Origin of the sequence: Microbacterium meiriae (assembly GCF_040702565.1) — a bacterium.
GTDB classification, from domain to species: Bacteria; Actinomycetota; Actinomycetes; order Actinomycetales; family Microbacteriaceae; genus Microbacterium; species Microbacterium meiriae.
Genome location: NZ_JBFBLJ010000002.1, coordinates 96,278 through 115,311, shown reverse-complemented (window position 1 = coordinate 115,311; position 19,034 = coordinate 96,278). Strand labels below are relative to the sequence as shown.

17 protein-coding genes are annotated in these 19,034 nt (G+C 72.6%); 8 read left to right on the top strand and 9 right to left on the bottom strand.

The window, feature by feature from the left end; all coding sequences use genetic code 11:
• Positions 1-29: 29 nt before the first annotated feature.
• Positions 30-1,079, top strand: coding sequence for a lipoate-protein ligase LplAB (lplAB, locus tag AB0310_RS07980; protein WP_366236973.1), 1,050 nt, complete (start codon positions 30-32; stop codon positions 1,077-1,079).
• A 113-nt stretch (positions 1,080-1,192) separates the two neighbouring features.
• On the top strand, positions 1,193-2,110 hold the full coding sequence (locus AB0310_RS07975) for a DNA-methyltransferase (RefSeq protein ID WP_366237442.1): 918 nt from the start codon (positions 1,193-1,195) through the stop codon (positions 2,108-2,110).
• Positions 2,111-2,134: 24 nt separating this feature from the next.
• Here the strand turns inward: AB0310_RS07975 and AB0310_RS07970 are convergent, their stop codons facing one another.
• The 3 genes from AB0310_RS07970 to AB0310_RS07960 are packed head-to-tail and all read right to left on the bottom strand — an operon-like array spanning position 2,135 to position 4,379.
• Positions 2,135-2,485: a cupin domain-containing protein gene (locus AB0310_RS07970; protein ID WP_259953361.1), complete on the bottom strand. Its 351-nt coding sequence runs from the start codon at positions 2,483-2,485 to the stop codon at positions 2,135-2,137.
• A complete protein-coding gene (locus AB0310_RS07965) occupies positions 2,482-3,885 on the bottom strand; it encodes an NAD(P)/FAD-dependent oxidoreductase (protein ID WP_366236972.1) in 1,404 nt (467 codons plus the stop codon). Before AB0310_RS07965 ends, AB0310_RS07970 begins: the two co-directional genes overlap by 4 nt.
• A gap of 26 nt (positions 3,886-3,911) precedes the next feature.
• Positions 3,912-4,379 (bottom strand): Lrp/AsnC family transcriptional regulator, encoded by a 468-nt coding sequence (locus AB0310_RS07960; RefSeq protein ID WP_025105441.1) that lies wholly within the window; start codon positions 4,377-4,379, stop codon positions 3,912-3,914.
• A 99-nt stretch (positions 4,380-4,478) separates the two neighbouring features.
• Here AB0310_RS07960 and AB0310_RS07955 point away from each other — a divergent pair, with 99 nt between their 5' ends.
• A complete protein-coding gene (locus AB0310_RS07955; RefSeq protein WP_366236971.1) occupies positions 4,479-5,927 on the top strand; it encodes a gamma-aminobutyraldehyde dehydrogenase in 1,449 nt (482 codons plus the stop codon).
• 12 nt (positions 5,928-5,939) lie between these two features.
• Here AB0310_RS07955 and AB0310_RS07950 read toward each other — a convergent pair whose 3' ends face one another.
• A complete protein-coding gene (locus AB0310_RS07950) occupies positions 5,940-6,467 on the bottom strand; it encodes a GNAT family N-acetyltransferase (RefSeq protein ID WP_187662466.1) in 528 nt (175 codons plus the stop codon).
• A gap of 410 nt (positions 6,468-6,877) precedes the next feature.
• On the opposite strand from AB0310_RS07950, the gene AB0310_RS07945 reads away from it, so the two are divergent.
• From AB0310_RS07945 to AB0310_RS07935, 3 genes are read left to right on the top strand one after another with little or no spacing between them, the layout of a single operon-like run.
• Positions 6,878-8,023 carry an ROK family protein gene (locus tag AB0310_RS07945; protein WP_187662465.1) on the top strand — a complete coding sequence of 382 codons (1,146 nt, stop codon included), beginning with the start codon at positions 6,878-6,880 and terminating at the stop codon, positions 8,021-8,023.
• A gap of 19 nt (positions 8,024-8,042) precedes the next feature.
• The gene (locus AB0310_RS07940; protein ID WP_280567283.1) at positions 8,043-8,972 is read left to right on the top strand and encodes a polysaccharide deacetylase family protein; all 930 of its coding nucleotides are present in this window, start codon (positions 8,043-8,045) and stop codon (positions 8,970-8,972) included.
• On the top strand, positions 8,969-10,294 hold the full coding sequence (locus tag AB0310_RS07935) for an MFS transporter (RefSeq protein ID WP_366236970.1): 1,326 nt from the start codon (positions 8,969-8,971) through the stop codon (positions 10,292-10,294). Before AB0310_RS07940 ends, AB0310_RS07935 begins: the two co-directional genes overlap by 4 nt.
• 2 nt (positions 10,295-10,296) lie before the next feature.
• Here the strand turns inward: AB0310_RS07935 and galE are convergent, their stop codons facing one another.
• The 3 genes from galE to galT are packed head-to-tail and all read right to left on the bottom strand — an operon-like array spanning position 10,297 to position 13,728.
• A complete protein-coding gene (galE, locus tag AB0310_RS07930) occupies positions 10,297-11,274 on the bottom strand; it encodes a UDP-glucose 4-epimerase GalE (RefSeq protein ID WP_366236969.1) in 978 nt (325 codons plus the stop codon).
• Positions 11,275-11,320: 46 nt separating this feature from the next.
• On the bottom strand, positions 11,321-12,505 hold the full coding sequence (galK, locus tag AB0310_RS07925; protein WP_366236968.1) for a galactokinase: 1,185 nt from the start codon (positions 12,503-12,505) through the stop codon (positions 11,321-11,323).
• Positions 12,502-13,728, bottom strand: a complete 1,227-nt coding sequence (gene galT / locus AB0310_RS07920; RefSeq protein WP_522727335.1) for a galactose-1-phosphate uridylyltransferase — start codon at positions 13,726-13,728, stop codon at positions 12,502-12,504. Before galT ends, galK begins: the two co-directional genes overlap by 4 nt.
• Positions 13,729-13,795: 67 nt before the next feature.
• Between galT and AB0310_RS07915 the strand changes: the two genes are divergently transcribed.
• Positions 13,796-14,761 carry a LacI family DNA-binding transcriptional regulator gene (locus AB0310_RS07915; RefSeq protein ID WP_366237441.1) on the top strand — a complete coding sequence of 322 codons (966 nt, stop codon included), beginning with the start codon at positions 13,796-13,798 and terminating at the stop codon, positions 14,759-14,761.
• Positions 14,762-14,764: 3 nt separating this feature from the next.
• Here AB0310_RS07915 and AB0310_RS07910 read toward each other — a convergent pair whose 3' ends face one another.
• On the bottom strand, positions 14,765-16,723 hold the full coding sequence (locus AB0310_RS07910; RefSeq protein WP_366236967.1) for a DUF2264 domain-containing protein: 1,959 nt from the start codon (positions 16,721-16,723) through the stop codon (positions 14,765-14,767).
• A complete protein-coding gene (locus AB0310_RS07905; RefSeq protein ID WP_366236966.1) occupies positions 16,720-17,733 on the bottom strand; it encodes a hydroxyacid dehydrogenase in 1,014 nt (337 codons plus the stop codon). The genes AB0310_RS07910 and AB0310_RS07905 overlap by 4 nt, the downstream gene beginning before the upstream one ends.
• A gap of 186 nt (positions 17,734-17,919) precedes the next feature.
• Here AB0310_RS07905 and AB0310_RS07900 point away from each other — a divergent pair, with 186 nt between their 5' ends.
• The gene (locus AB0310_RS07900; protein ID WP_259953381.1) at positions 17,920-19,020 is read left to right on the top strand and encodes a substrate-binding domain-containing protein; all 1,101 of its coding nucleotides are present in this window, start codon (positions 17,920-17,922) and stop codon (positions 19,018-19,020) included.
• The last annotated feature ends 14 nt before the right edge of the window (positions 19,021-19,034 follow it).

Below are 19,034 nucleotides of genomic sequence, written 5' to 3'. Positions count from 1 at the left end.
GGGGGCAGTGCGCGCCTTAAGCTGGATCCGTGCACGGTGAATACAAGGTTCCTGGGGGCAAGCTCGTCGTCGTCGACCTCGAGGTCGAGAACGACCGGATCGCGCGGTTCCGGCTCGCCGGGGACTTCTTCCTCGAACCGGACTCCGCGCTCGACGACATCAACGCCGCTGTCGAGGGTCTCCCCGTCGAGTCCGACGCCACGGCCATCGCCGCGGCCGTCCGCGGCGCCCTCCCCGAGGGGGCCCAGCTGCTCGGCTTCACCCCCGAGGCGGTCGGCACCGCCGTCCGCCGCGCGCTCGTCACGGCGCCCGGCTGGGGCGACTTCGACTGGGAGATCGTCCACGAGAAGGCGGTCTCGCCGCGCATGAACCTCGCCCTGGACGAGGTGCTCACCTCCCGCGTCGGCGAGGGGCGTCGGCGTCCGACGCTGCGCATCTGGGAGTGGGACGAGTCGGCCGTCGTCATCGGGTCGTTCCAGTCGTATCGCAATGAGGTCGACCCCGAGGGCGCTGCGAAGCACGGCTTCGACGTCGTCCGCCGGATCTCCGGAGGCGGAGCGATGCTCATGGCCGCGGGGCAGATCATCACCTACTCGCTCTACGTGCCGGCCTCGCTCGTCGCGGGCATGACCTTCGCCGACTCCTACGCGTTCCTCGACGACTGGGTGCTGCAGGCGCTCCGTTCGCTCGGCATCGACGCCGTCTACCAGCCGCTCAACGACATCGCGAGCCCGACCGGCAAGATCGGCGGCGCCGCGCAGAAGCGCCTCGCGAACGGAGGTGTGCTGCACCACGCCACCCTCTCCTACGACATCGACGGCCAGATGATGACCGAGGTGCTGCGGATCGGCCGCGAGAAGCTCAGCGACAAGGGCACGACCTCGGCCGCCAAGCGCGTCGACCCGCTGCGCAGCCAGACCGGACTGGAACGCGCCGAGATCATCGAGCGCTTCAAGGACACGTTCCGCTCGCTCACCTCCGCCGAGGAGGGCGGCATCACGCCGGACGAGTACGCCGATGCGCAGGCTCTGGTGGAGTCGAAGTTCTCGACCGACGCGTGGCTGCATCGGGTTCCGTGAGCCCTTCGACAGGCTCAGGCCCTTCGACAGGCGCAGGCCCTTCGACAGGCTCAGGCCCTTCGACAGGCTCAGGGACCCAGGAGGACGGCTCAGGGGTCCAGGTCCCGGGGCGGGTGTCGGTGATCGAGGGGGACAACCTCGCCGTCGCGGCGACCCTGCCGTCCCGGTCCTTCACGCTCGTCTACCTCGACCCGCCGTTCAACACCGGAAGAGTGCGGGAGCGGCAGGTGGTCACCGCCCGCCGCACGTTCACAACTCCGGAAGAATCGGCGGATCCCGACGGGGGCAGCCCCCAACCGGCCGAAACCGCGTCGGATCTCCTGAGTTCTGAACACGCGGTCGGCGGGCCGGAGGTGCGGCACGGCTTCCACGGACACCGGTACGAGCGGGTGCGCGGCATGCTGCGCGCGTACGACGACAGCTTCGACGACTACGGCGCCTTCCTCATGCCGCGGCTGGAGGAGGCCTGGCGGCTGCTCGCCGACGACGGCACCCTCTACCTGCACCTCGACTACCGCGAGGCGCACTACGCGAAGGTCATGCTCGACGCGGTGTTCGGCCGGGACTGCTTCCTCAACGAGCTCATCTGGGCGTACGACTACGGCGCGAAATCCCGGCGGCGGTGGCCGACCAAGCACGACACGATCCTGGTGTACGTGAAGGACCCGCGGACGTACGTGTTCAACTCCGACGACGTCGACCGGGAGCCGTACATGGCTCCGGGGCTGGTGACCGCGGAGAAGGCGGCGCGAGGCAAGCTCCCGACCGACGTCTGGTGGCACACGATCGTCCCGACGACCGGACGGGAGAAGACGGGGTATCCGACGCAGAAGCCCGAGGGCATCCTCCGGCGCATCGTGACCGCGTCCAGCCGACCGGGCGATCGGGTGCTCGACCTCTTCGCCGGCAGCGGCACGACCGGAGCGGTGGCCTCCGCACTCGGTCGGGAGGCGGTGCTCGTGGACGACAACCCGGAAGCGGTGCGGGTCATGGCCGCACGCATCCCGCACGCGGAGGTCCGCCGGGCCTGAGTGGGACGCGCTCGGCACGAGCCGTCAGATCCCGATCGAGACCTTCCGCAGGGTCGCGTTCACGGTCCAGACCGTCCGCATGCCGGCCGTGAGCCGCATCACTGACCCTGGGCCGAGTCCCACGGGCGGGAGCGCGGGTGCGGTGAACGCCACGGTCGCGCGACCGGAGAGCACGACGAACACCTCGTCCTCCTCGACGTCCACCGCCGTGCCCGGCGTCATCTCCCAGACGCCGATCTCGATCCCGCCGGCATCGTCGAGCACCGTGTAGGCCGTGGTCGGTGCGCCGTCGCGGACGTCCTCGTCGGGCAGCGGGGCGTGCGTCAGCGCGAGGTTCCCCGCGTCGACGACGGCTCCTGGGGTGAGCGTGGTCACGAGTCGAAGCCCATGCCGAGGGCGTCGAGCGTCTTCAGGAACAGGTTGCGGCGCCCCTCGTTGTGGTCGGCCCTGTCCATCGCGGCGCGGACGAGGTTGATGCCGACGGACGCGGCGGGCTCCGGCGGGAACGGGATCGGCTTCTCGCGCACCATCCGCAGCTGCGTGCGTTCGGTCTCCTCGCCGTCGAGCTTGTCGAGCATGACATCGGCCGCGAACCGGGCGGCCCCGACCCCGAGTCCGGTGAACCCCGTGGCGTAGGCGACCCGACCGCCGCGGGCGGTGCCGAAGAATGCGCAGAATCGGCTGGAGGAGTCGATGGCTCCGGCCCAGCGGTGCGTGAAGCGGAGGCCGGCGAGCTGCGGGAAGGTGGTGAAGAAGTGCGAGGCCAGGTGCCGGTGGCTCTCCATCCGGTCCTCGTACGCGGGGCGCACCTTGCCGCCGAAGTGGTACACCGCGTCGTAGCCGCCGAACAGGATCCGGTCGTCGGCGGTGAGCCGGTAGTAGTGGAACTGGTTGGCGCTGTCGGCGAGCCCCTGACGGTTCCGCCAGCCGATGGACGCGAGCTGCTCGGCCGAGAGCGGCTCCGTCATCAGCACGTAGTCGTACACCGGGACCGTCATGAGGCGGTTGCGCTTCAGGAGCGAGGGGAACACGTTCGTCGCGAGCGCCACCGCGTCGGCGGTCACCCGGCCGTGCTCCGTGACGAGGGTCACCGGACCGGAGTCCGCGCCCTCGATCCGCCGGACGAGGCTGTGCTCGTGGATCTCCACGCCGAGCTCGACGGCCACCCGTGCGAGCTCCAGGCCCAGCTTCGCCGGGTGCACGAGAGCGCTGCCCTCCCGATCCCAGGCGCCGGCGAGGAACGTGGGGGAATGCACTTCCGCCTGCACCGCCTCGCGGTCGAGGAAGCCCTCCTCCTCGCGCAGCCACTCGACCTGATGCGGCTCCACGGCGACCGCGAGCTGGCCCGTCCGCTCGAACTCGGCATCCATGTCGTACCGCCGCACGGTCTCGGCGATGCCGTCGAGGTTCTCGTGGCCCAGCTCCTCGAGGCGGTCGATCTCCTCGGGCCAGCGGTTCACGCCGTTCTCGTGGCCGTGCGTGAGGCTGGACTCGCAGAAGCCGCCGTTGCGCCCGGATGCCGCCCAGGCCACGCGGGATGCCTCCAGGAGGACCACCTTCCGCTCCGGATCCCGCTCCTTCGCGCGCACGGCCGTCCAGAGCCCGGTGTAGCCGCCGCCGACGACCACGAGGTCCGTGTGCACGGTGCCGCGCAGCGGCGGATGCGCGGGCCGCTCGACGTCGTCGAGCCAGAAGACCGACAGGGCCGTGTCGCGCAGGGCGTCGTCGACGACGGACTGCGAAGGACGACGGCGTTCGAAGACCGTGGTGCCCATGTTCACTCCGATGTGAGGGGAGCGCGTCAGCGCGTTCCCCAGTTGTAGAGGTCTTTGTAGAGGCCGGCGTAGAGCAGGCTCTCCGTCTGGATGATGCCGGGGATGGTGCGGATGCGGGTGGCGATGAGGTCGAGCAGATGGTCGTCGTCCTCGCACACCGCCTCGACGAGGATGTCGAACGTCCCGAGGGTGACGACGACGTACGCCAGCTCGGGGATCGCCGTGAGCTCCTCAGCGATCGCGCGGGGGTCGCCGGACACCCGGATCCCGATCATCGACATGCGGTGGAAGCCGAGCTGCAGCGGGTCGGTCACGGCGACGATCTGGATCAGACCCGATTCGGTCAGGCGCTGCACGCGCTGGCGGGCCGCGGCCTCGCTGAGCCCTACTTCGCGGGCGATCTCCGCATAGGGACGCCGCCCGTCCTCCTGCAGCAGCTCGACGATGCGCTTCGAGATGTCGTCGAGGGCGGGGGGAGGCGTCTTCGGACTCATGTACCGATCGTGACATTCTGACCCGCCCTTCGCAACTGATTCCGTCGATCTGTGGACGAAAAGCTACAGATTCCGCGCTCGGATGGCTACCATGGCGCTATGTCCTCACCGTCGACGATGACCGTGCCCCTGCAGAACTTCATCGGCGGTCGCGCCGTCACCGCATCGGGGAGCGGGCGCCTGCCGCTCATCGATCCGGTGACGGAGGAAGCCTACGGCGAGATCCCGATCTCCGACCGCACCGACGCGGATGCCGCGTATGCCGCGGCCGCGGCGGCGTTCCCGACCTGGCGGGACACCCCGCCGTCTGCGCGCCAGCTCGCCCTGTTCCGCATCGCCGAGGACATGGCCGCGCGGGCCGAGGAGTTCGCCGACCTCGAGTCGAAGGACACCGGCAAGCCGCGGGCGACGCTCGTCGCCGACGAGATCCTGCAGTCGGTGGACCAGCTGCGGTTCTTCGCCGGGGCCGCGCGGAGCCTCGAGGGTCGAGCCGCCGCGGAGTACCTCCCCGGGCACACCTCCTTCGTGCGCCGGGAGCCGATCGGCGTGATCGGGCAGGTGACGCCGTGGAACTACCCCCTGAACATGGCGGTGTGGAAGATCGCTCCCGCGCTCGCCGCCGGCAACACCGTCGTGCTGAAGCCGGCCGAGTCCACGCCGCTCACCACGCTGCTGCTCGCGGAGATCGTCGCCGCGCACACCCCCGCGGGCACCCTCAACGTCGTGCTCGGCGACCGCGAGACCGGAGCGGCCCTCGTCGAGCATCCGACACCGCAGATGGTGGCGATCACCGGCTCGGTGCGGGCGGGGATGGCCGTGGCCCGCTCCGCGGCCGACGACGTCAAGCGCGTGCACCTGGAGCTCGGCGGCAAGGCGCCCGCGATCGTCTTCCCGGACGCGTCGATCGAGAAGGCGGTCGAGGGCATCGTCACCGGGGCCTTCTTCAACGCGGGTCAGGACTGCACCGCGGCGACCCGGGTGCTCGTGCACGCGTCGATGCACGACGAGCTCGTCGCCGCACTGGTGGAGCGGACCCGCACGCACGCGCGGACCGGGGTGCCGGACGAAGAGGGCGTGCTGTACGGACCGCTGAGCAGCGCGGCCCAACTCGCTCAGGTGCAGGGCTTCATCGACCGGCTTGCGGCGCACGCGACCATCGCCACCGGTGGGAGGCGGCAGGGCGACCGCGGTTACTTCTGGGAGGCGACCATCGTGACCGGCGTGCAGCAGGACGACGAGGTCGTGCAGGGCGAGATCTTCGGACCCGTGCTCACCGTGCAGCCCTTCGATACCGAGGAGGAGGCGCTCACGATGGCGAACGACGTGCCGTACGCGCTCGCCGCCTCGGTGTGGACGCGGGAGCACACCAGGGCCATGCGCTTCTCCCGGGACATGGACTTCGGCTGCGTCTGGATCAACACCCACATCCCGTTCGTGTCGGACATGCCGCACGGCGGCTTCAAGCACTCCGGATACGGGAAGGACCTGTCGCAGTACGGCTTCGACGACTACACCCGGATCAAGCACGTGATGAGCGCGCTCGACTGACGCGGCGGTCGTTCAGCGCGGGGCGAGGAGCTTGACGCGGCGGTGCTCCCGGAGCGTGAACTGCGGGCGTTGATCGATCTTCGTGGCCCCGTCGAGCTCCCACCCGTGCCGGGCGTAGAAGCCGTCGGCGCGGTCGTTGCCGTCGAGGACCCAGAGGTAGGCGCGGGTGTGGCCGGCATCGATCATGCGCTGCTCGGCCGCGTCGAGGAGGGCATGCCCCGCCCCCGTCGACCACGCGGTCGGGTCGGCGTAGATGCCGTACAACTCGGCGTCGTCCAGGCCGTCGGGGTCGCGACCGGAGCCGAACGAGGCCCAGCCGACGACGGTGCCGTCGCGCTCGGCTACCAGGGTCCCGAGGCTCGTGGGCAGCGGATCGGCGAAGATGCGGCGCCACCCGTCGGCCCGTTCCGAGACGGACAGCCCGTCCAGCACCTCCTGGTCGATGAGGCCCTCGTAGGCCGCCTGCCACGACCGCACGTGCACTCCGGCCACGGCCTCGGCATCGTCGGCGACGGCGTCTCGGATCACCAGGGGCGTCATCCCTCCACCCTATGCGGGCCCGCCGACGTCCTTCCGTCCCCTCCCGGTACTCGGTCACCCGGTCACACCTGCACGACCCGGGTACGTCTGGGGGACCGGAACCCGGGTTCTGTCGTGCGGCCGTGCCCGGGTCGTGCAGGTGTCACGGGCGTGAACGAGACCCCGGTTTCACAACAGTCTCCGGCCCCGTCCCACCGGCCGGTCCCTTCGGCCCGTCCTTCCGGACACCCGGTCACATCTGCACGACACGGATACGTCTAGGGGACCGGAACCGGAGTTCTGTCGTGCGACCGTGCCCGGGTCGTGCAGGCGACGCAGCCGGGAAGGACGGGTCGACGGGTGCGACGCGATGTGGCAGGCTGGCGGGCACCGACTCCGCACGAGAATCGACCCCCCAGAGGTTCCGCCGCATGTCACGACCCCTCGCAGGACCGCAGACCCTGCTCCGCACGCTCAACGGCCGCGCGATCCTCGAGCGTCTCGCCCGGAGCGGACCGCAGACCCGGGCCGAGCTCATGGCGGCGACCGGCCTCTCCCGCACGGCCGTGACCCAGGTACTGCGGATGCTCGACGCCGCGGGAGCCGTCACTGCGGCCGGGGTCGACCGCGACACCCGCGGACCGGCGGCGGGCCGGGTCGCTCTGCACCCCGCCCTCGGGGTCGCGGCGGCCGTGCACGTGGACCATCACGCCGCCCACGTCGTCCTCGTCGACGCGACCGGCACCATCAGAGCCGAACGGCACGGCGCCTTCCCCGCGGGCGAAGACCGGGTCGCGCACATCGCCGCCCTCGTCGCGGCCTGCCGCCGATCCGTGAAGGGCGCACTCCACCTCGCCGTCGTCGGAGTGCCCGGCATCGTCGCGTCGGACGGCGCGATCCGCGACGACCAGGGGCCGGACGGCGGCGCCTTCCGCTCGGCTCTCGCGGCAGCCCTCGACTGCCCGGTCCGCGTCGAGAACGACGTCAACCTCGCCGCGCTCGCCGAGTCGACCACCGGCGTCGGCATCGACCTCGCGAGTTTCGCGCTCCTGCTGCTCGACGACGACCTCGGCGCCGGCATCGTGATCGACGGGGCGCTGCATCGCGGGTTCTCGGGAGTGGCGGGCGAGGTGATGTACCTCCCGCAGACGCCGGTGCCCATCGGCGCCCCGGTCGCGGGCGCCGCGGTGGTGCGCGACCTCGCCCTCGGGCTCGGACTGGATGTCGACGCGCCTTTCCTCGCCCACCTGGAGGCGGCGCAACGCGGAGACGAGGCGGCGCAGGCCCTCGTCGCGGAGATCGGACGACGGCTCTTCCTCGCGGCGGGCAGCGTCGCCCTCGTGCTCGATCCCGAGGCCTTCATCCTCGGCGGGGAGGCGGTGCACCCGGCGCTCCTGGATGCGATCGAGCGGGTCGCGGACGAGTTCGCCGCGCAGCTGCCGCTCCGTTTCCTCGCCTCGGCGTTCGGTCCGGAGGCGCCGCTCGTCGGAGCTGTGGGTGAGGCGGCCTCCGCGCTCCGCGCCGACGTCTTCACCCGGATCCTCACACCCTCCCGCGCACCCGCCACCGGCCGCTGACCGCCCGACAGGACACGCCATGACCGCCTCCTCCGCTCTCGCCGACCGACTCGGGCTGCCGTCCGGTGCCAGGGCGGTCATCCTCAACGCCGACGACTTCGGGATGTGCCATGCCGCGAACGCGGCGATCTCCGGACTCCTGGCGCGTGACCGGATCGACTCGGCGACGGTGATGGTGCCCTGTGCCTGGTCCCCGGAAGCACTCGCCTTCGCCGCCGCGCACCCGGACCTCGACGTGGGCGTGCACCTCGTCCTCACGAGCGAGTGGCGCCGATACCGGTGGCGTCCGCTCACCGCGGGCTCGTCGACCCTCGTCGACGCCGACGGCTTCTTCCCCGCCGACGTCGCGACCGTGGAGCAGCACGCGTCGGAGGAGGATGTCGCCGCCGAGATCGCCGCGCAGTTGCAGGCGGCGCTCGATGCCGGCGTCGACGTGACCCACCTCGACAACCACATGGGCTCCGTCTACGGGCTGCTGACCGGCCGGGACTTCCTGCGCGCCGTCTTCGAGCTCGCCGCCCGGCACGGGCTCCCGTTCCGCCTGCCCCGCGAGATGGAGGGAGCGGACGCCGATCCGATGCTGCAGGCGAAGCTCACCGAGGCGGCGGCGGTGGCGGATGCGTTCGGCGTGGAGATCGTCGATCGGCTCTGGACGCATCCGTTCGAGCTGCGCGGCGAGGGCACCGCCGATGAGGAGTCGTACGAGCAGGTCCGAGACGGGTTCCTCGCGGTGCTGCGCGCCGTCCCGCCCGGGGTCACCGAGATCTACCTGCACCCGATGGCCGACGGTGAGGAGCTGCGCGCCGCGGTGGACTTCGCGGCGGCCAAGCGCGGCTACGAGCTGCGGCTGCTCGACGATCCCCTCGTGCAGCAGACGATCGCCGAGGAGGGCCTGGTCCGCGTCGGCTGGCGCGCGCTGCGGGAGCTGCAGCGCGGAGACGCCCGGTGACGGCGCTCGGCGAACGGCTGCGCGACCGCCGTCTCGACGCCGCTCCCACCCGCTCCCAGACCATCGCCTTCGGGGCCTCGGGGTTCCCGACGCAGCTGATGACGCAGACGTTCTCGGCGTTCGTCGTCTACTTCTACGTCTCGCACCTCGCCGTCCCCGCGGGGTGGGTGGCGGCGGCGATGATCGCCCACGGCATCCTCAACGCGGCGCTCAACCCTGTCGTCGGGGCGCTCTCCGACCGGATCCGCACGCCGTGGGGCCGCCGCATCCCGTGGATCGGGCTCGGCATCGTGCCGCTCGTCGTCGCGTTCGCCCTCGTCTGGATGCCGCCCGCGCTCCCGGCGGCCGGGCTCATCGTGTGGTTCCTCGTGGTCGTCGCGGTCTACGACATCGCCTTCATCGTGGTGGTGCTGAACATCTCGGCGCTGTTCCCGGAGATCTTCCGCACCACGGAGGAGCGCGCCCGCGGGAACGTGCCGCGGCAGATCTTCGCGATCCTCGGCATGGTGCTCGGCACGGCAGGAGCCCCCGCGCTCTACGACGCGATCGGCTGGCCCGGGATGGCGCTCGTGCTGAGCGGTGTCTGTCTCGTGCTGCTCGCCTGGTCGTTCCTCGGCGGGATGATCGAGCGCCGGGTGCCCGAGGCCGCCTCCGAGGCCATGCGCTGGCGGGACCAGCTCGTCTACACGTTCCGCAACCGCGCCTTCGTGCCGTACGTGCTGGGCTCGCTCTGCGTGCAGACCTCGATCGCCGTGATCCTCGCCGCCGTCCCGTTCTACGTCCGCTACTCGCTGGGGGCGGCCGAGGGCGGGGGCAGCCTCCTGCTCGGCGCCATCTTCCTCACGGCCATCCCGTCGATCGTGCTGTGGAGCGCGGTAGTCCGGCGCACCTCCCCGCGCACGGCGCTGCTGTGGAGCGTCGCGGTGTTCGGGGTCGCGGTGCTCGGCTACCTGGTCCCGACGTCGGTGGGGGCGGCGGCTCTCGTCGGGGTGGCGGTCGGCGTCGGCGTCGGCGGGCTGCTGCAGCTCCTCGAGGTCGTGCTCGCCCAGATCATCGACGACGACGCGCATCGCACGGGCCACCGTCGCGAGGGTGCGTACTTCGGCGTGAACGGGTTCGTCGTGCGCGGCTCCGTTGTCCTCCAGGCGATCGTCGCCGCGGCTGTGCTGACCGCGACGGGCTTCGACGCCGGGCTCGGCGACGCGCAGCCGGAGGCCGTCGACGGCGGCATCCGGCTGATGCTGGCGGTTATCCCCCTGGCGTTCACCGCCGTCGGGTGGCTGTGCTTCTGGCTCTACCCCATCCGCACGCGCGACCTCTGAGATCAGCCGGCGGCGCGGCGGGCCTCCCAGCCCGTGCGCACCATCTCGTCGACGGTGTAGCGCATGGTCCAGTCGAGGTCGCGGGCCGCGAGCTCACCGGTCGCCACGATCCGATCCGGGTCGCCGGGGCGGCGAGGGCCGACCTCGGGGGTGAAGTCGATGCCGGTGACGCGGGCGACCGCATCCATGATCTGCTTCACGCTGAGGCCGTCGCCGGAGCCGAGGTTGTACGCGGGCTCGATCGGGGCGCCGGAGGCCAGGCGCTGCGCTGCGGCGACGTGGGCGGCGGCGATGTCGCCGACGTGCACGTAATCGCGCACGTTCGTGCCGTCAGGGGTGTCGTAGTCGTCGCCGAAGATCTTCGGGGTGCGGCCCTCGATCAGCGCCTCGAAGACGATGGGGAAGAGGTTGTGCGGGCTGACGTCGTAGACCGTCGGGTCGGCCGAGCCGACGACGTTGAAGTACCGCAGCGAGGTGTGACGCAGCGGGCGGTCGGCGTGGGCGGTGGCGACGGCCTGGTCGCGGAGCAGCCATTCGCCGATGAGCTTCGACTCGCCGTAGGGGCTCGCGGGCCTCTTGGCGGTGTCTTCGACGACGAGGGAGACGTCCGGCGTGCCGAACACGGCCGCCGAAGAGGAGAAGACGATGTTCGCGACGCCCGCCGCCGCCATCGCCTCGAGGATGATCCGCGTCCCCTCGACGTTCTGGGCGTAGGTGTGCAGCGGGCGCTGGACCGAGACGCCGGCGTACTTGTAGCCCGCGACGTGGATCACGCCCTCCGCCTCGTGCGTGCGCAGGGTCTCCTCGACGAGGGCGCGGTCGAGGATGCTGCCCTGCACGAAGGGCACGCCCTCCGGCACGAAGGAGGCGACGCCGCTGGAGAGGTCGTCCAGGACGAAGGGGGAGAGACCGGCCTCTGCGAGAGCGCGGACGACGTGGGCACCGATGTAGCCGGCGCCGCCGGTGACGATCCAGGACATGCGTTCCTCTCCTGCCGCGGCGGTGGCGGCTCGACCCTTCATTGTGTCAGGCGTCGCGGCGCGGACCTGCGGACGGACTGACCTCGAACAGGTGCGGGGCGACGAAGCCTTCGGCGGCGAACCGCCCCCGCACCGCGTCGGCGAGGTGAGGCATGGCACCGCGGTCGACGAGGGCGATCGCGGCACCGCCGAAGCCGCCGCCGGTCATGCGCGCACCCACCGCCCCCGAGGTGAGGGCGGTCTCCACCGCGGCGTCGAGCTCCGGCGTCGAGATCTCGAAGTCGTCGCGCATCGACGCGTGGGACGCGACGAGGAGGTCGCCGATGCCGCGTGCGCCCGCGGTGCGCAGCGTCGCCACCGTGTCCTGCACGCGCTGGTTCTCCGTGACGATGTGGCGCACGCGGCGGAAGGTCATGTCGTCCATCAGGCTCTCGGCGCGGGCGAGGTCGGCCACGGCGACGTCGCGCAGCGCGGGCACTCCGAGGATCGCGGCTCCGCGTTCGCATGCGGCGCGGCGTTCCCGGTAGCCGCCGGTGGAGTGCGCGTGCGTGACGCGGGTGTCCATCACGAGCACCGCGAGGCCGGCGTCGGCCATGCCCAGCGGCACGACGTCGGCGGCGAGAGAGCGGCAGTCGAGGAAGATCGCGGCGTCGGGCTCCCCGAGCATCGAGGCCATCTGGTCCATGATGCCGGTGGGCGCGCCGACGGCCTCGTTCTCCGCCGTGCGTCCGATCCGGGCGAGGGCGACCGCGTCGAGGCCGGCGTCCCAGAGCTCGTTCAGTGCCGTGGCCGTCGCGCCCTCGATCGCGGCGGACGACGAGAGCCCGGCCCCGACCGGGACGTCGGAGGCGATCGCGATGTCCAGGCCGGAGACCGTGGCCGCGGGGGCGGTCGCGCGGAGCGCCCAGGCGACGCCGAGCGGGTACGCCGCCCACTCCGGCACCGCGGGCGCCGTGCCGGGCGGGGTGGGGAAGAGGCGGTCGAGGTCGTCGAGAGCGATCTCGACCGGCTCGTCCGCGAAGGTCGAGGCGACGCGGAGCCGTCGGTCGGCACGGTGGCGGACGGCGGCGACCGTGCGCTGCGGGATCGCGAACGGCAGCACGAAGCCGTCGTTGTAGTCGGTGTGCTCGCCGATGAGGTTCACGCGCCCCGGGGCGGACCAGACGCCGTCCGGCGTGCGCCCGGCGAGGGCGGCGAAGAGGTCGACGGCGGCGTCGTGTGCGGAGGTCATGCGGAGGCTTCCTGGTCGGCGCGAGCGAGGGCCTCGCGGAGTCGGGCGGCCCCCTGCTCGGGGGCGACCTCGGCGGCCCAGGCCCACATCGCGGCCTCGGAGCCCGCGAGGAACTTGAGCTTGTCGGCGGCGCGGCGGGGGCTCGTGAGCTGCAAGTGCAGGCGCACGCTCTCGCGGCCGACGTGGACCGGAGCCTGGTGCCACGCGGCGATGTACGGGGTGGGGCTGTCGTAGAGCGCGTCGACGCCGCGGAGGAGACGGAGGTAGAGCGGGGCGAGCTCGTCGCGCTCCTCCGCCGTGGTCTCGGCGAGGTCGGGCACGTGCCGATGCGGCATGAGGTGCACCTCGAGCGGCCACCGCGCCGCGAAGGGCACGAACGCGGTCCAGTGCTCGCCGCGGAACACCACCCGCTCGGAGGCCTGCTCCTCGGCGAGGATGCGGGCGAAGAGGTCGGGTGCGGTGCGGTCGACGGCGTCCAGCACCCGGGCGGTGCGCGGGGTCACGTAGGGATACGCGTAGATCTGCCCGTGCGGGTGGGGGAGGGTCACGCCGATCGCCTCGCCGCGGTTCTCGAACGGGAAGACCTGCTGGATCCCGGGCAGGGAGGACAGAGCGGCGGTGCGGTCGGCCCAGGCCTCGATCACGGTGCGGGCGCGGGTCGCGGTCTGGGTGCCGAAGGAGCCGGAGTGCTCGGGGCTGAAGCACACGACCTCGCAGCGGCCGACGGCGGTGCGGGTGCGCCCGAGTCCGAGGGCCGCGAGGTCGTCGAGGCCGCGCGGGGGGTTCGTCGCCCCCGGGACGGTGCCGACGGGCTCGGCGAGAGCGGGGCCGAATGCGGGGGAGCGGTTCTCGAACACGGCCACGTCGTACCGGGACGGCACCTCGGACGGATTCCCCGGCGTCTGCGGCGCGAGCGGGTCGGCGTCGGCTCCCGGCATCATCACGCGGTTCTGGCGGTTGGCGGCGACGGTGATCCAGTCGCCCGTGAGAACGTCGAGCCGCATGGTCGCGGTGTCGGGTCGAGGGGCAAGGGTGCGGGCGTCGACCGACCGTTCCGCGCCGAGGGTCGTCTCCGGGTCGTCGTAGTAGATGAGCTCACGGCCGTCGGCGAGGGTGGTCGGGCGCTTGACGACACCGGCGCCGAGACGCTCCGTGCGCAACTCAGGAGATTCGGGCGTGTTCACGTCAACATGGTAGATCGAGCCGCGTGCTAACGTCAACATGACGGAGTTGTGAACGGAGGATCCCGTGGCCCGGAAGCTGTCGGCGTCGGTGTCCGCTCGCGTGTCCATGGCGACCGTGGCGGCGCGAGCCGGTGTCTCCGGACAGACCGTCTCCCGCGTCGTCAACGGCAGTCCGCGCGTGGACCCGCAGACGCGGGCGCGGGTCGAGGCCGCGATGACCGAACTGGGGTACCGGCCGCATCGGGCCGCGCGTGCCCTGCGCACCGGTCGCAGTCACACCCTCGGTCTCGTCGTGACCACCCTGGCCACGGTCGGCAACTCCCGGATGCTGCAGGCCACGGCCGAGGCGGCGGCGGAACGCGGCTATGCGCTCACGGTCGTCACGGCTGCGGACGGCGTGGACGCGGCGTTCGCCCGGCTCGCCGACCAGGGCGTCGACGGTGCCCTCGTGCTGAACGAGGCTTCGGCGCTGGTCCCTGCCGCCACTCTGCCGCCGGAGCTGCATCTTGTCGTCGTGGACGCTCCCGCAGGAGCCGGAGCGATCGTGGTGCACAGCGATCACGCCGCGGGAGCAGAGGCTGCCACGCGCCACCTGCTCGCCGCGGGGCACGAGACCGTCCACCACCTCGCGGGACCGGCGGACTCGTTCGCCGCCGCCGAGCGCGAGCGCGGGTGGCGCGAGGCTCTGACGGCTGCCGGTCTCACGCCTCCGGCGGTCGTGCACGGGGACTGGAGCGCGGAGTCCGGCTTCGCCGCGGGGGCGGCCCTGGCCCAGGCGACGGCGGTGTTCTGCGCCAACGACCAGATGGCGCTCGGGGTGCTGCGCGCGGTGGCGGAATCCGGACGCACGGTCCCCGGCGACGTCAGCGTGGTCGGCTTCGACGACATCCCGGAAGCGGCGAACTTCCTCCCGCCGCTCACGACGATCCGCCAGGATTTCCCGGCGCTCGCGCAGCGGGCGGTCACAGCGCTCATCGCCGCCGTGGAGGGCGACGCGGCGGCGACCGATCCCGCCGCGCCCGTGGTGGTGCCGACTCGGCTCGTCGAGCGCGCGAGTACGGCACGCCGCTGACGCTCACCCCCGCGGAAGGAACTCCTCGGGGCGGAAGCGCGTCCTGGCACCGTCCGGCCAGGACACCGCCGCGTCGCCTGCCCGCAGGTCGAGCTGCGGCACGCCGGGGGAACTCCCGAGAAGCACGCCGACGGCCATCCAGACGTCCGGCCGCACCGCCGCCGAGAACCACGGGGTGGCGGTCTCCGGGCCGAGCGGGGTCGCGTCCCGCTCCCGTCGGACCCCCGCGGTCGCACCGTCGACTCCGAGGAGTCCGATGACCCGGCTCTGCGTCTCGCCGCCGAGGGCGAGGGCGGCGGTGACAGCCGCGGGGCCGGTCTCGACGACCGTCGGGGAGGACAGCGCCCAGCCGCCGATGCGGAGGACGTCGCCGTCGCGGATCACCCCGTCCGTCCCCGCGCCCTCCCGGACCCGCACGAGCCGCACCTCCCACGGTCCGCGGAGCGCCGACACCACGTCGACCATGGGGCCGACCGTGGTCTCGGCGGCCGCGCCGCCTCCGCCGACATCGAACTCCGCGCGGAAGCCGTCGTGCCAGTGCACGAGGCCGGAGGAGCTGCCGAGCACGGCGTAGTCGACCTTCCGCAGCGGTCCGGTCGCGAAGCCGGAGCGGTGGCTCGCCCGCCCCTCGCGCACCACGGCGACCGTGCCGTCGAGCGGATCACGGACTCCGGGGCCGGCGAGCACGGGCGCGGTCGCGGTCGAGTATCCGAGCTTCGCGTACAACGGCGCATCCGGCTGGTGAGCACCCGGCATCCGGTGGTCGGTGCCGTGGTTGACCACACGCACGATCCCGTCCGCGGTACCCGTCGCGAGCCACCCCGGGGCGATGAGGACGCGGGTGAACGGACCCCGATCGATCGGCAGGGGCTGTTCGACGGCCGTCCAGAACGGATGCGCCGCGGGCAGGGCGAGCGGCAGGAGACCCTTCGCCGCCCAGTACGGAGAGCCGGGGCCGGAGTAGTCCTGGGCGAGCGGATGCCAGGCGCCGTGCCAGCCGAGTGGCAGCACTCCGGTCGCATCCGGCGCACCGCGGTCGGTGAAGTGCCGGACCTGACCGCTCACCGCCCGGCGCAGGAGGCCGGGGTCGTGCCGCGAGGTGCCGGAGAACGCCGCGACCCCGGCCGCGGCGGCCGTCGCGAAACGGTAGGTGAGGCTGCGGCCCTGGATGAGTGGTCCTCCGTCGGCGCCGACGAGGTGCAGCGCGTCGTCGAGGAACGCGTCCAGCCGCCGGCGATACCGGGCGATGCGATCCGCGTGGCGCGGCTCCTCGCCGACCATGTCCGCCCAGAGCAGCGGGTAGAAGGACAGCGCCCAGCCGGCGTAGTGGTCGAACGATCGCGCGGCGCCGTCCGCGCTCCATCCGCCGTCCCGCTCGAAGCCGTCGAGCAGCGCGAAGTCGGCTGCGCGGTCCGCGTCGGAGGACGGCCCGCGGACGCTCTCCAGGAACTGCTCGACGAGCACCCGGAACCAGGCCCAGTTGTTCGGCGGATAGCTCCCACCGACGACGGCCGCCAGGTAGTCCACGGTGCGGGTCCGGGCGCTGTCGTCCAGGCGCGCCCACACCGTGTCGCGGGTGAGGTGCAGACCCAGGGCGAGCGCCGCGGCCTCGACTTTCGCCTGGTCGACCTCGTCGGGGCGCGGCCACCGTTCGGCACCGGCCGGATCGACACCTGCCGCCAGCCCTCTGGCATACCGCTCGGCCAACGGCTCTGTGCCGCGTGGGTCGCCGGCGATGCGGAACGCGGCCAGCAGGAACGTGCGGCTGAAACCCTCGAGCGCGTCGACCGCGGCGCCGAAGCCGCCAGGCGCGCCGGGGTACCGGATGCCCGCGCCCGCCGGGCTCGCATGACGGGCGGCCCCGTCGAGGATGGCATCGGCCACCGTCATCAGGTGCGCGCGCGTCCATCCCGTGTGCGGGGAGAGCGCCCGGTCTTCCGGAGGCAGCGCGAGGATCGTCATGCGCTGTGCGCGAGGTCGGCGCGGTGCACGGGGTGTCGAGGCGGACGGCCGGCCACCCACGCCTCGAGCTCGTCGAGGGCGGCGTCGGCCAGCCGGTGCGCCTCGGTGCCGAGCGAGCCGGCGAGGTGCGGGGTGACCGCGACGTTCGGCAGGTGCAGCAGCGGGTGGTCGGGCGGAAGCGGCTCCGGATCGGTGACGTCGAGGATCGCGTCGAGGCGACCGGAGGCGCACTCCGCGAGCAGCGCGTCGTGATCGAGGAGGGCACCGCGCGCGGTGTTGAGCACGGTGGCGCCGTCGTGCAGGGCCGCGAGCTGCGCGCGGCCGATCATCCCCCGCGTCGCGGGCAGCGCCGGTGCGTGCAGGGAGAGCAGGTCGACGGCGGGGAGCAGGGCGTGGAGTGGGACGAGCCGTGCGCCCGCCGCGGCCACCTCTTCGGCGTCCGCGTACGGGTCGGCGACGAGCACCTGCAGTCCGGGGAAGGGCCGCAGCAGGTCGACGACGCGGCGCCCGATGCGGGAGAACCCGACGATGCCCACCGTGCGGTCGAGGTTGCCGATGCGGCCGGTGACGCGGGGCCCGATGCGCAGGTCGCGCTGTGCGTCGTCCCCGCGGAGCGGGAGGAGGGCGCGTTTGCCGGAGAGCAGGATCATCGCGAGTGTGTACTCGGCGACGGGGGCCGCGTTGGCCTCGGCGGCGGACGTGAGCAGGATGTCGCGCTCCCAGAAGGCGTCGGACACGACGCCGCGCACGCTCCCCGCCGCATGGAACACCGCGCGGAGTCGGGGGAGCCGGTCGAGCAGGGCCGCGTCCAGGAGGGGGGCGCCCCAGCCCGTCACCAGCACCTCGATCCCTGACACGCGGTCGGCCGCGGCCGCCGCGTCGAGCGTGGGCGTGTGCAGCGGGGTGCCGGTGGCCACGAGCGTCCGCAGACGGGCGCGCCGAGCGTCGTCGAACACGAGGTCCCACGCCTCCGTGGAGAGGGCGGCGATGGTGAACGGTCGGTGGGCCATGAGTCTCCGCGGGTCTCGGGTATGCGCTTGCCGAAGCGTGCCGTTCCAGTGAAGACTGTGCGTTCGAGCCCAGGCAACGTGATCGAACAGGAACCATCCAGATCGAACACACTCGTACACGGAAGGCAGCCGGATGCTGATCCCCCGCATCACCCTCGAAGATGTGCGGCACGTCGGGAGGATCGTGTGACCGAAGAGCGTCCCACCCCGCGTTTCGGCCTCTCCCGCCGCGAGCGCATCCTGGACGAGCTGCGCCGTACCGGCGCCGTGCGCGTCGCCGAGCTCGCCCGTGACTTCGGGGTGGCCGAGCTCACCATCCGTCGCGACATCACCGCGCTGGCGGACCGCGGACTGCTGACCAGGGTGCACGGGGGAGCAGTGCTGCGGAGCGCGCTGGACACGACCGTCGCCCGCGCTGCCCTTCCCGGGCCGCAGTTCCGCATCGGCATGGTGGTGCCGTCGCTGAGCTACTACTGGCCGCAGGTCGTCGTCGGCGCCCGGAGCGCCGGGGTGGAGACCGGGGTGCAGCTCGTGCTCCGCGGAGCCAGTTACGCCGCGCAGGACCAGCGTCGCCAGATCGCGGCGCTCCTGGAATCCGGAACCGTGCACGGCCTCATCGTGGCCCCCGAGACGCAGGGCGCCGACGGACACGCGCTGCTCTCGTGGCTGGACACGCTCCCGGTTCCCGTCGTGCTGGTCGAGCGCCGGACCCCGCCCGCGCTCGCCCTCACCCGGATGCAGACCGTGGCGACGGACCACGCGTTCGGGGGTGCGCTCGCCGCCGGGCACCTCGCCGCGCTCGGACACCGGCGGGTCGGGATCCTCACGTCGCCGCAGTCGCCGACCTCCGCCGGGCTCCGGCAGGGCTGGTCGCGGGCAGTCGCGGAGCTCGGTCTCGCGGTGGGCGTGGATCGCGATGCGGCGCTGGACCGGATGGAGGGGCCCGCGCAGGCGGACGTCGTGTCCTCGGTGTTCGCCGAGATCCGTGACACGGGCACGACCGCGCTGCTCGTGCACTCGGACCCGCAGGCGCTCCTGCTCCAGCAACATCTGCAGGATGCGGGCTGGCGGCTGCCCGACGACCTCTCCCTGATCGCCTACGACGACGAGGTCGCGGAGCACGGCTCCCCTCCGCTCACCGCGCTGCGGCCGCCCAAGCAGCACGTCGGACGCCGCGCGGTGGAGCTTCTCCGGGATCGGCTGCGCGAGGGGACCACCCGGCCCGCCGAGCGCGTGGAGGTCGCCCCGGCGCTGCACGTGCGGGCGAGCACGGCCCCTCCGCGTTAGGCGCGGTTGCGAGG

What these genes read in the sequence shown, in the direction of transcription:
- AB0310_RS07950 (WP_187662466.1), bottom strand. Translation starts at nt 6,467, where the DNA reads ATGACGCCCCTGGTGATCCGAGACGCCGTCGCCGACGATGCCGAGGCC.
- galT (WP_522727335.1), bottom strand. Translation starts at nt 13,728, where the DNA reads ATGTTGACGTTAGCACGCGGCTCGATCTACCATGTTGACGTGAACACG.
- AB0310_RS07915 (WP_366237441.1), top strand. Translation starts at nt 13,796, where the DNA reads ATGGCGACCGTGGCGGCGCGAGCCGGTGTCTCCGGACAGACCGTCTCC.
- AB0310_RS07955 (WP_366236971.1), top strand. Translation starts at nt 4,479, where the DNA reads ATGTCCTCACCGTCGACGATGACCGTGCCCCTGCAGAACTTCATCGGC.
- galK (WP_366236968.1), bottom strand. Translation starts at nt 12,505, where the DNA reads ATGACCTCCGCACACGACGCCGCCGTCGACCTCTTCGCCGCCCTCGCC.
- galE (WP_366236969.1), bottom strand. Translation starts at nt 11,274, where the DNA reads ATGTCCTGGATCGTCACCGGCGGCGCCGGCTACATCGGTGCCCACGTC.
- AB0310_RS07910 (WP_366236967.1), bottom strand. Translation starts at nt 16,723, where the DNA reads ATGACGATCCTCGCGCTGCCTCCGGAAGACCGGGCGCTCTCCCCGCAC.
- AB0310_RS07960 (WP_025105441.1), bottom strand. Translation starts at nt 4,379, where the DNA reads ATGAGTCCGAAGACGCCTCCCCCCGCCCTCGACGACATCTCGAAGCGC.
- AB0310_RS07940 (WP_280567283.1), top strand. Translation starts at nt 8,043, where the DNA reads ATGACCGCCTCCTCCGCTCTCGCCGACCGACTCGGGCTGCCGTCCGGT.
- AB0310_RS07905 (WP_366236966.1), bottom strand. Translation starts at nt 17,733, where the DNA reads ATGGCCCACCGACCGTTCACCATCGCCGCCCTCTCCACGGAGGCGTGG.
- AB0310_RS07945 (WP_187662465.1), top strand. Translation starts at nt 6,878, where the DNA reads ATGTCACGACCCCTCGCAGGACCGCAGACCCTGCTCCGCACGCTCAAC.
- AB0310_RS07965 (WP_366236972.1), bottom strand. Translation starts at nt 3,885, where the DNA reads ATGGGCACCACGGTCTTCGAACGCCGTCGTCCTTCGCAGTCCGTCGTC.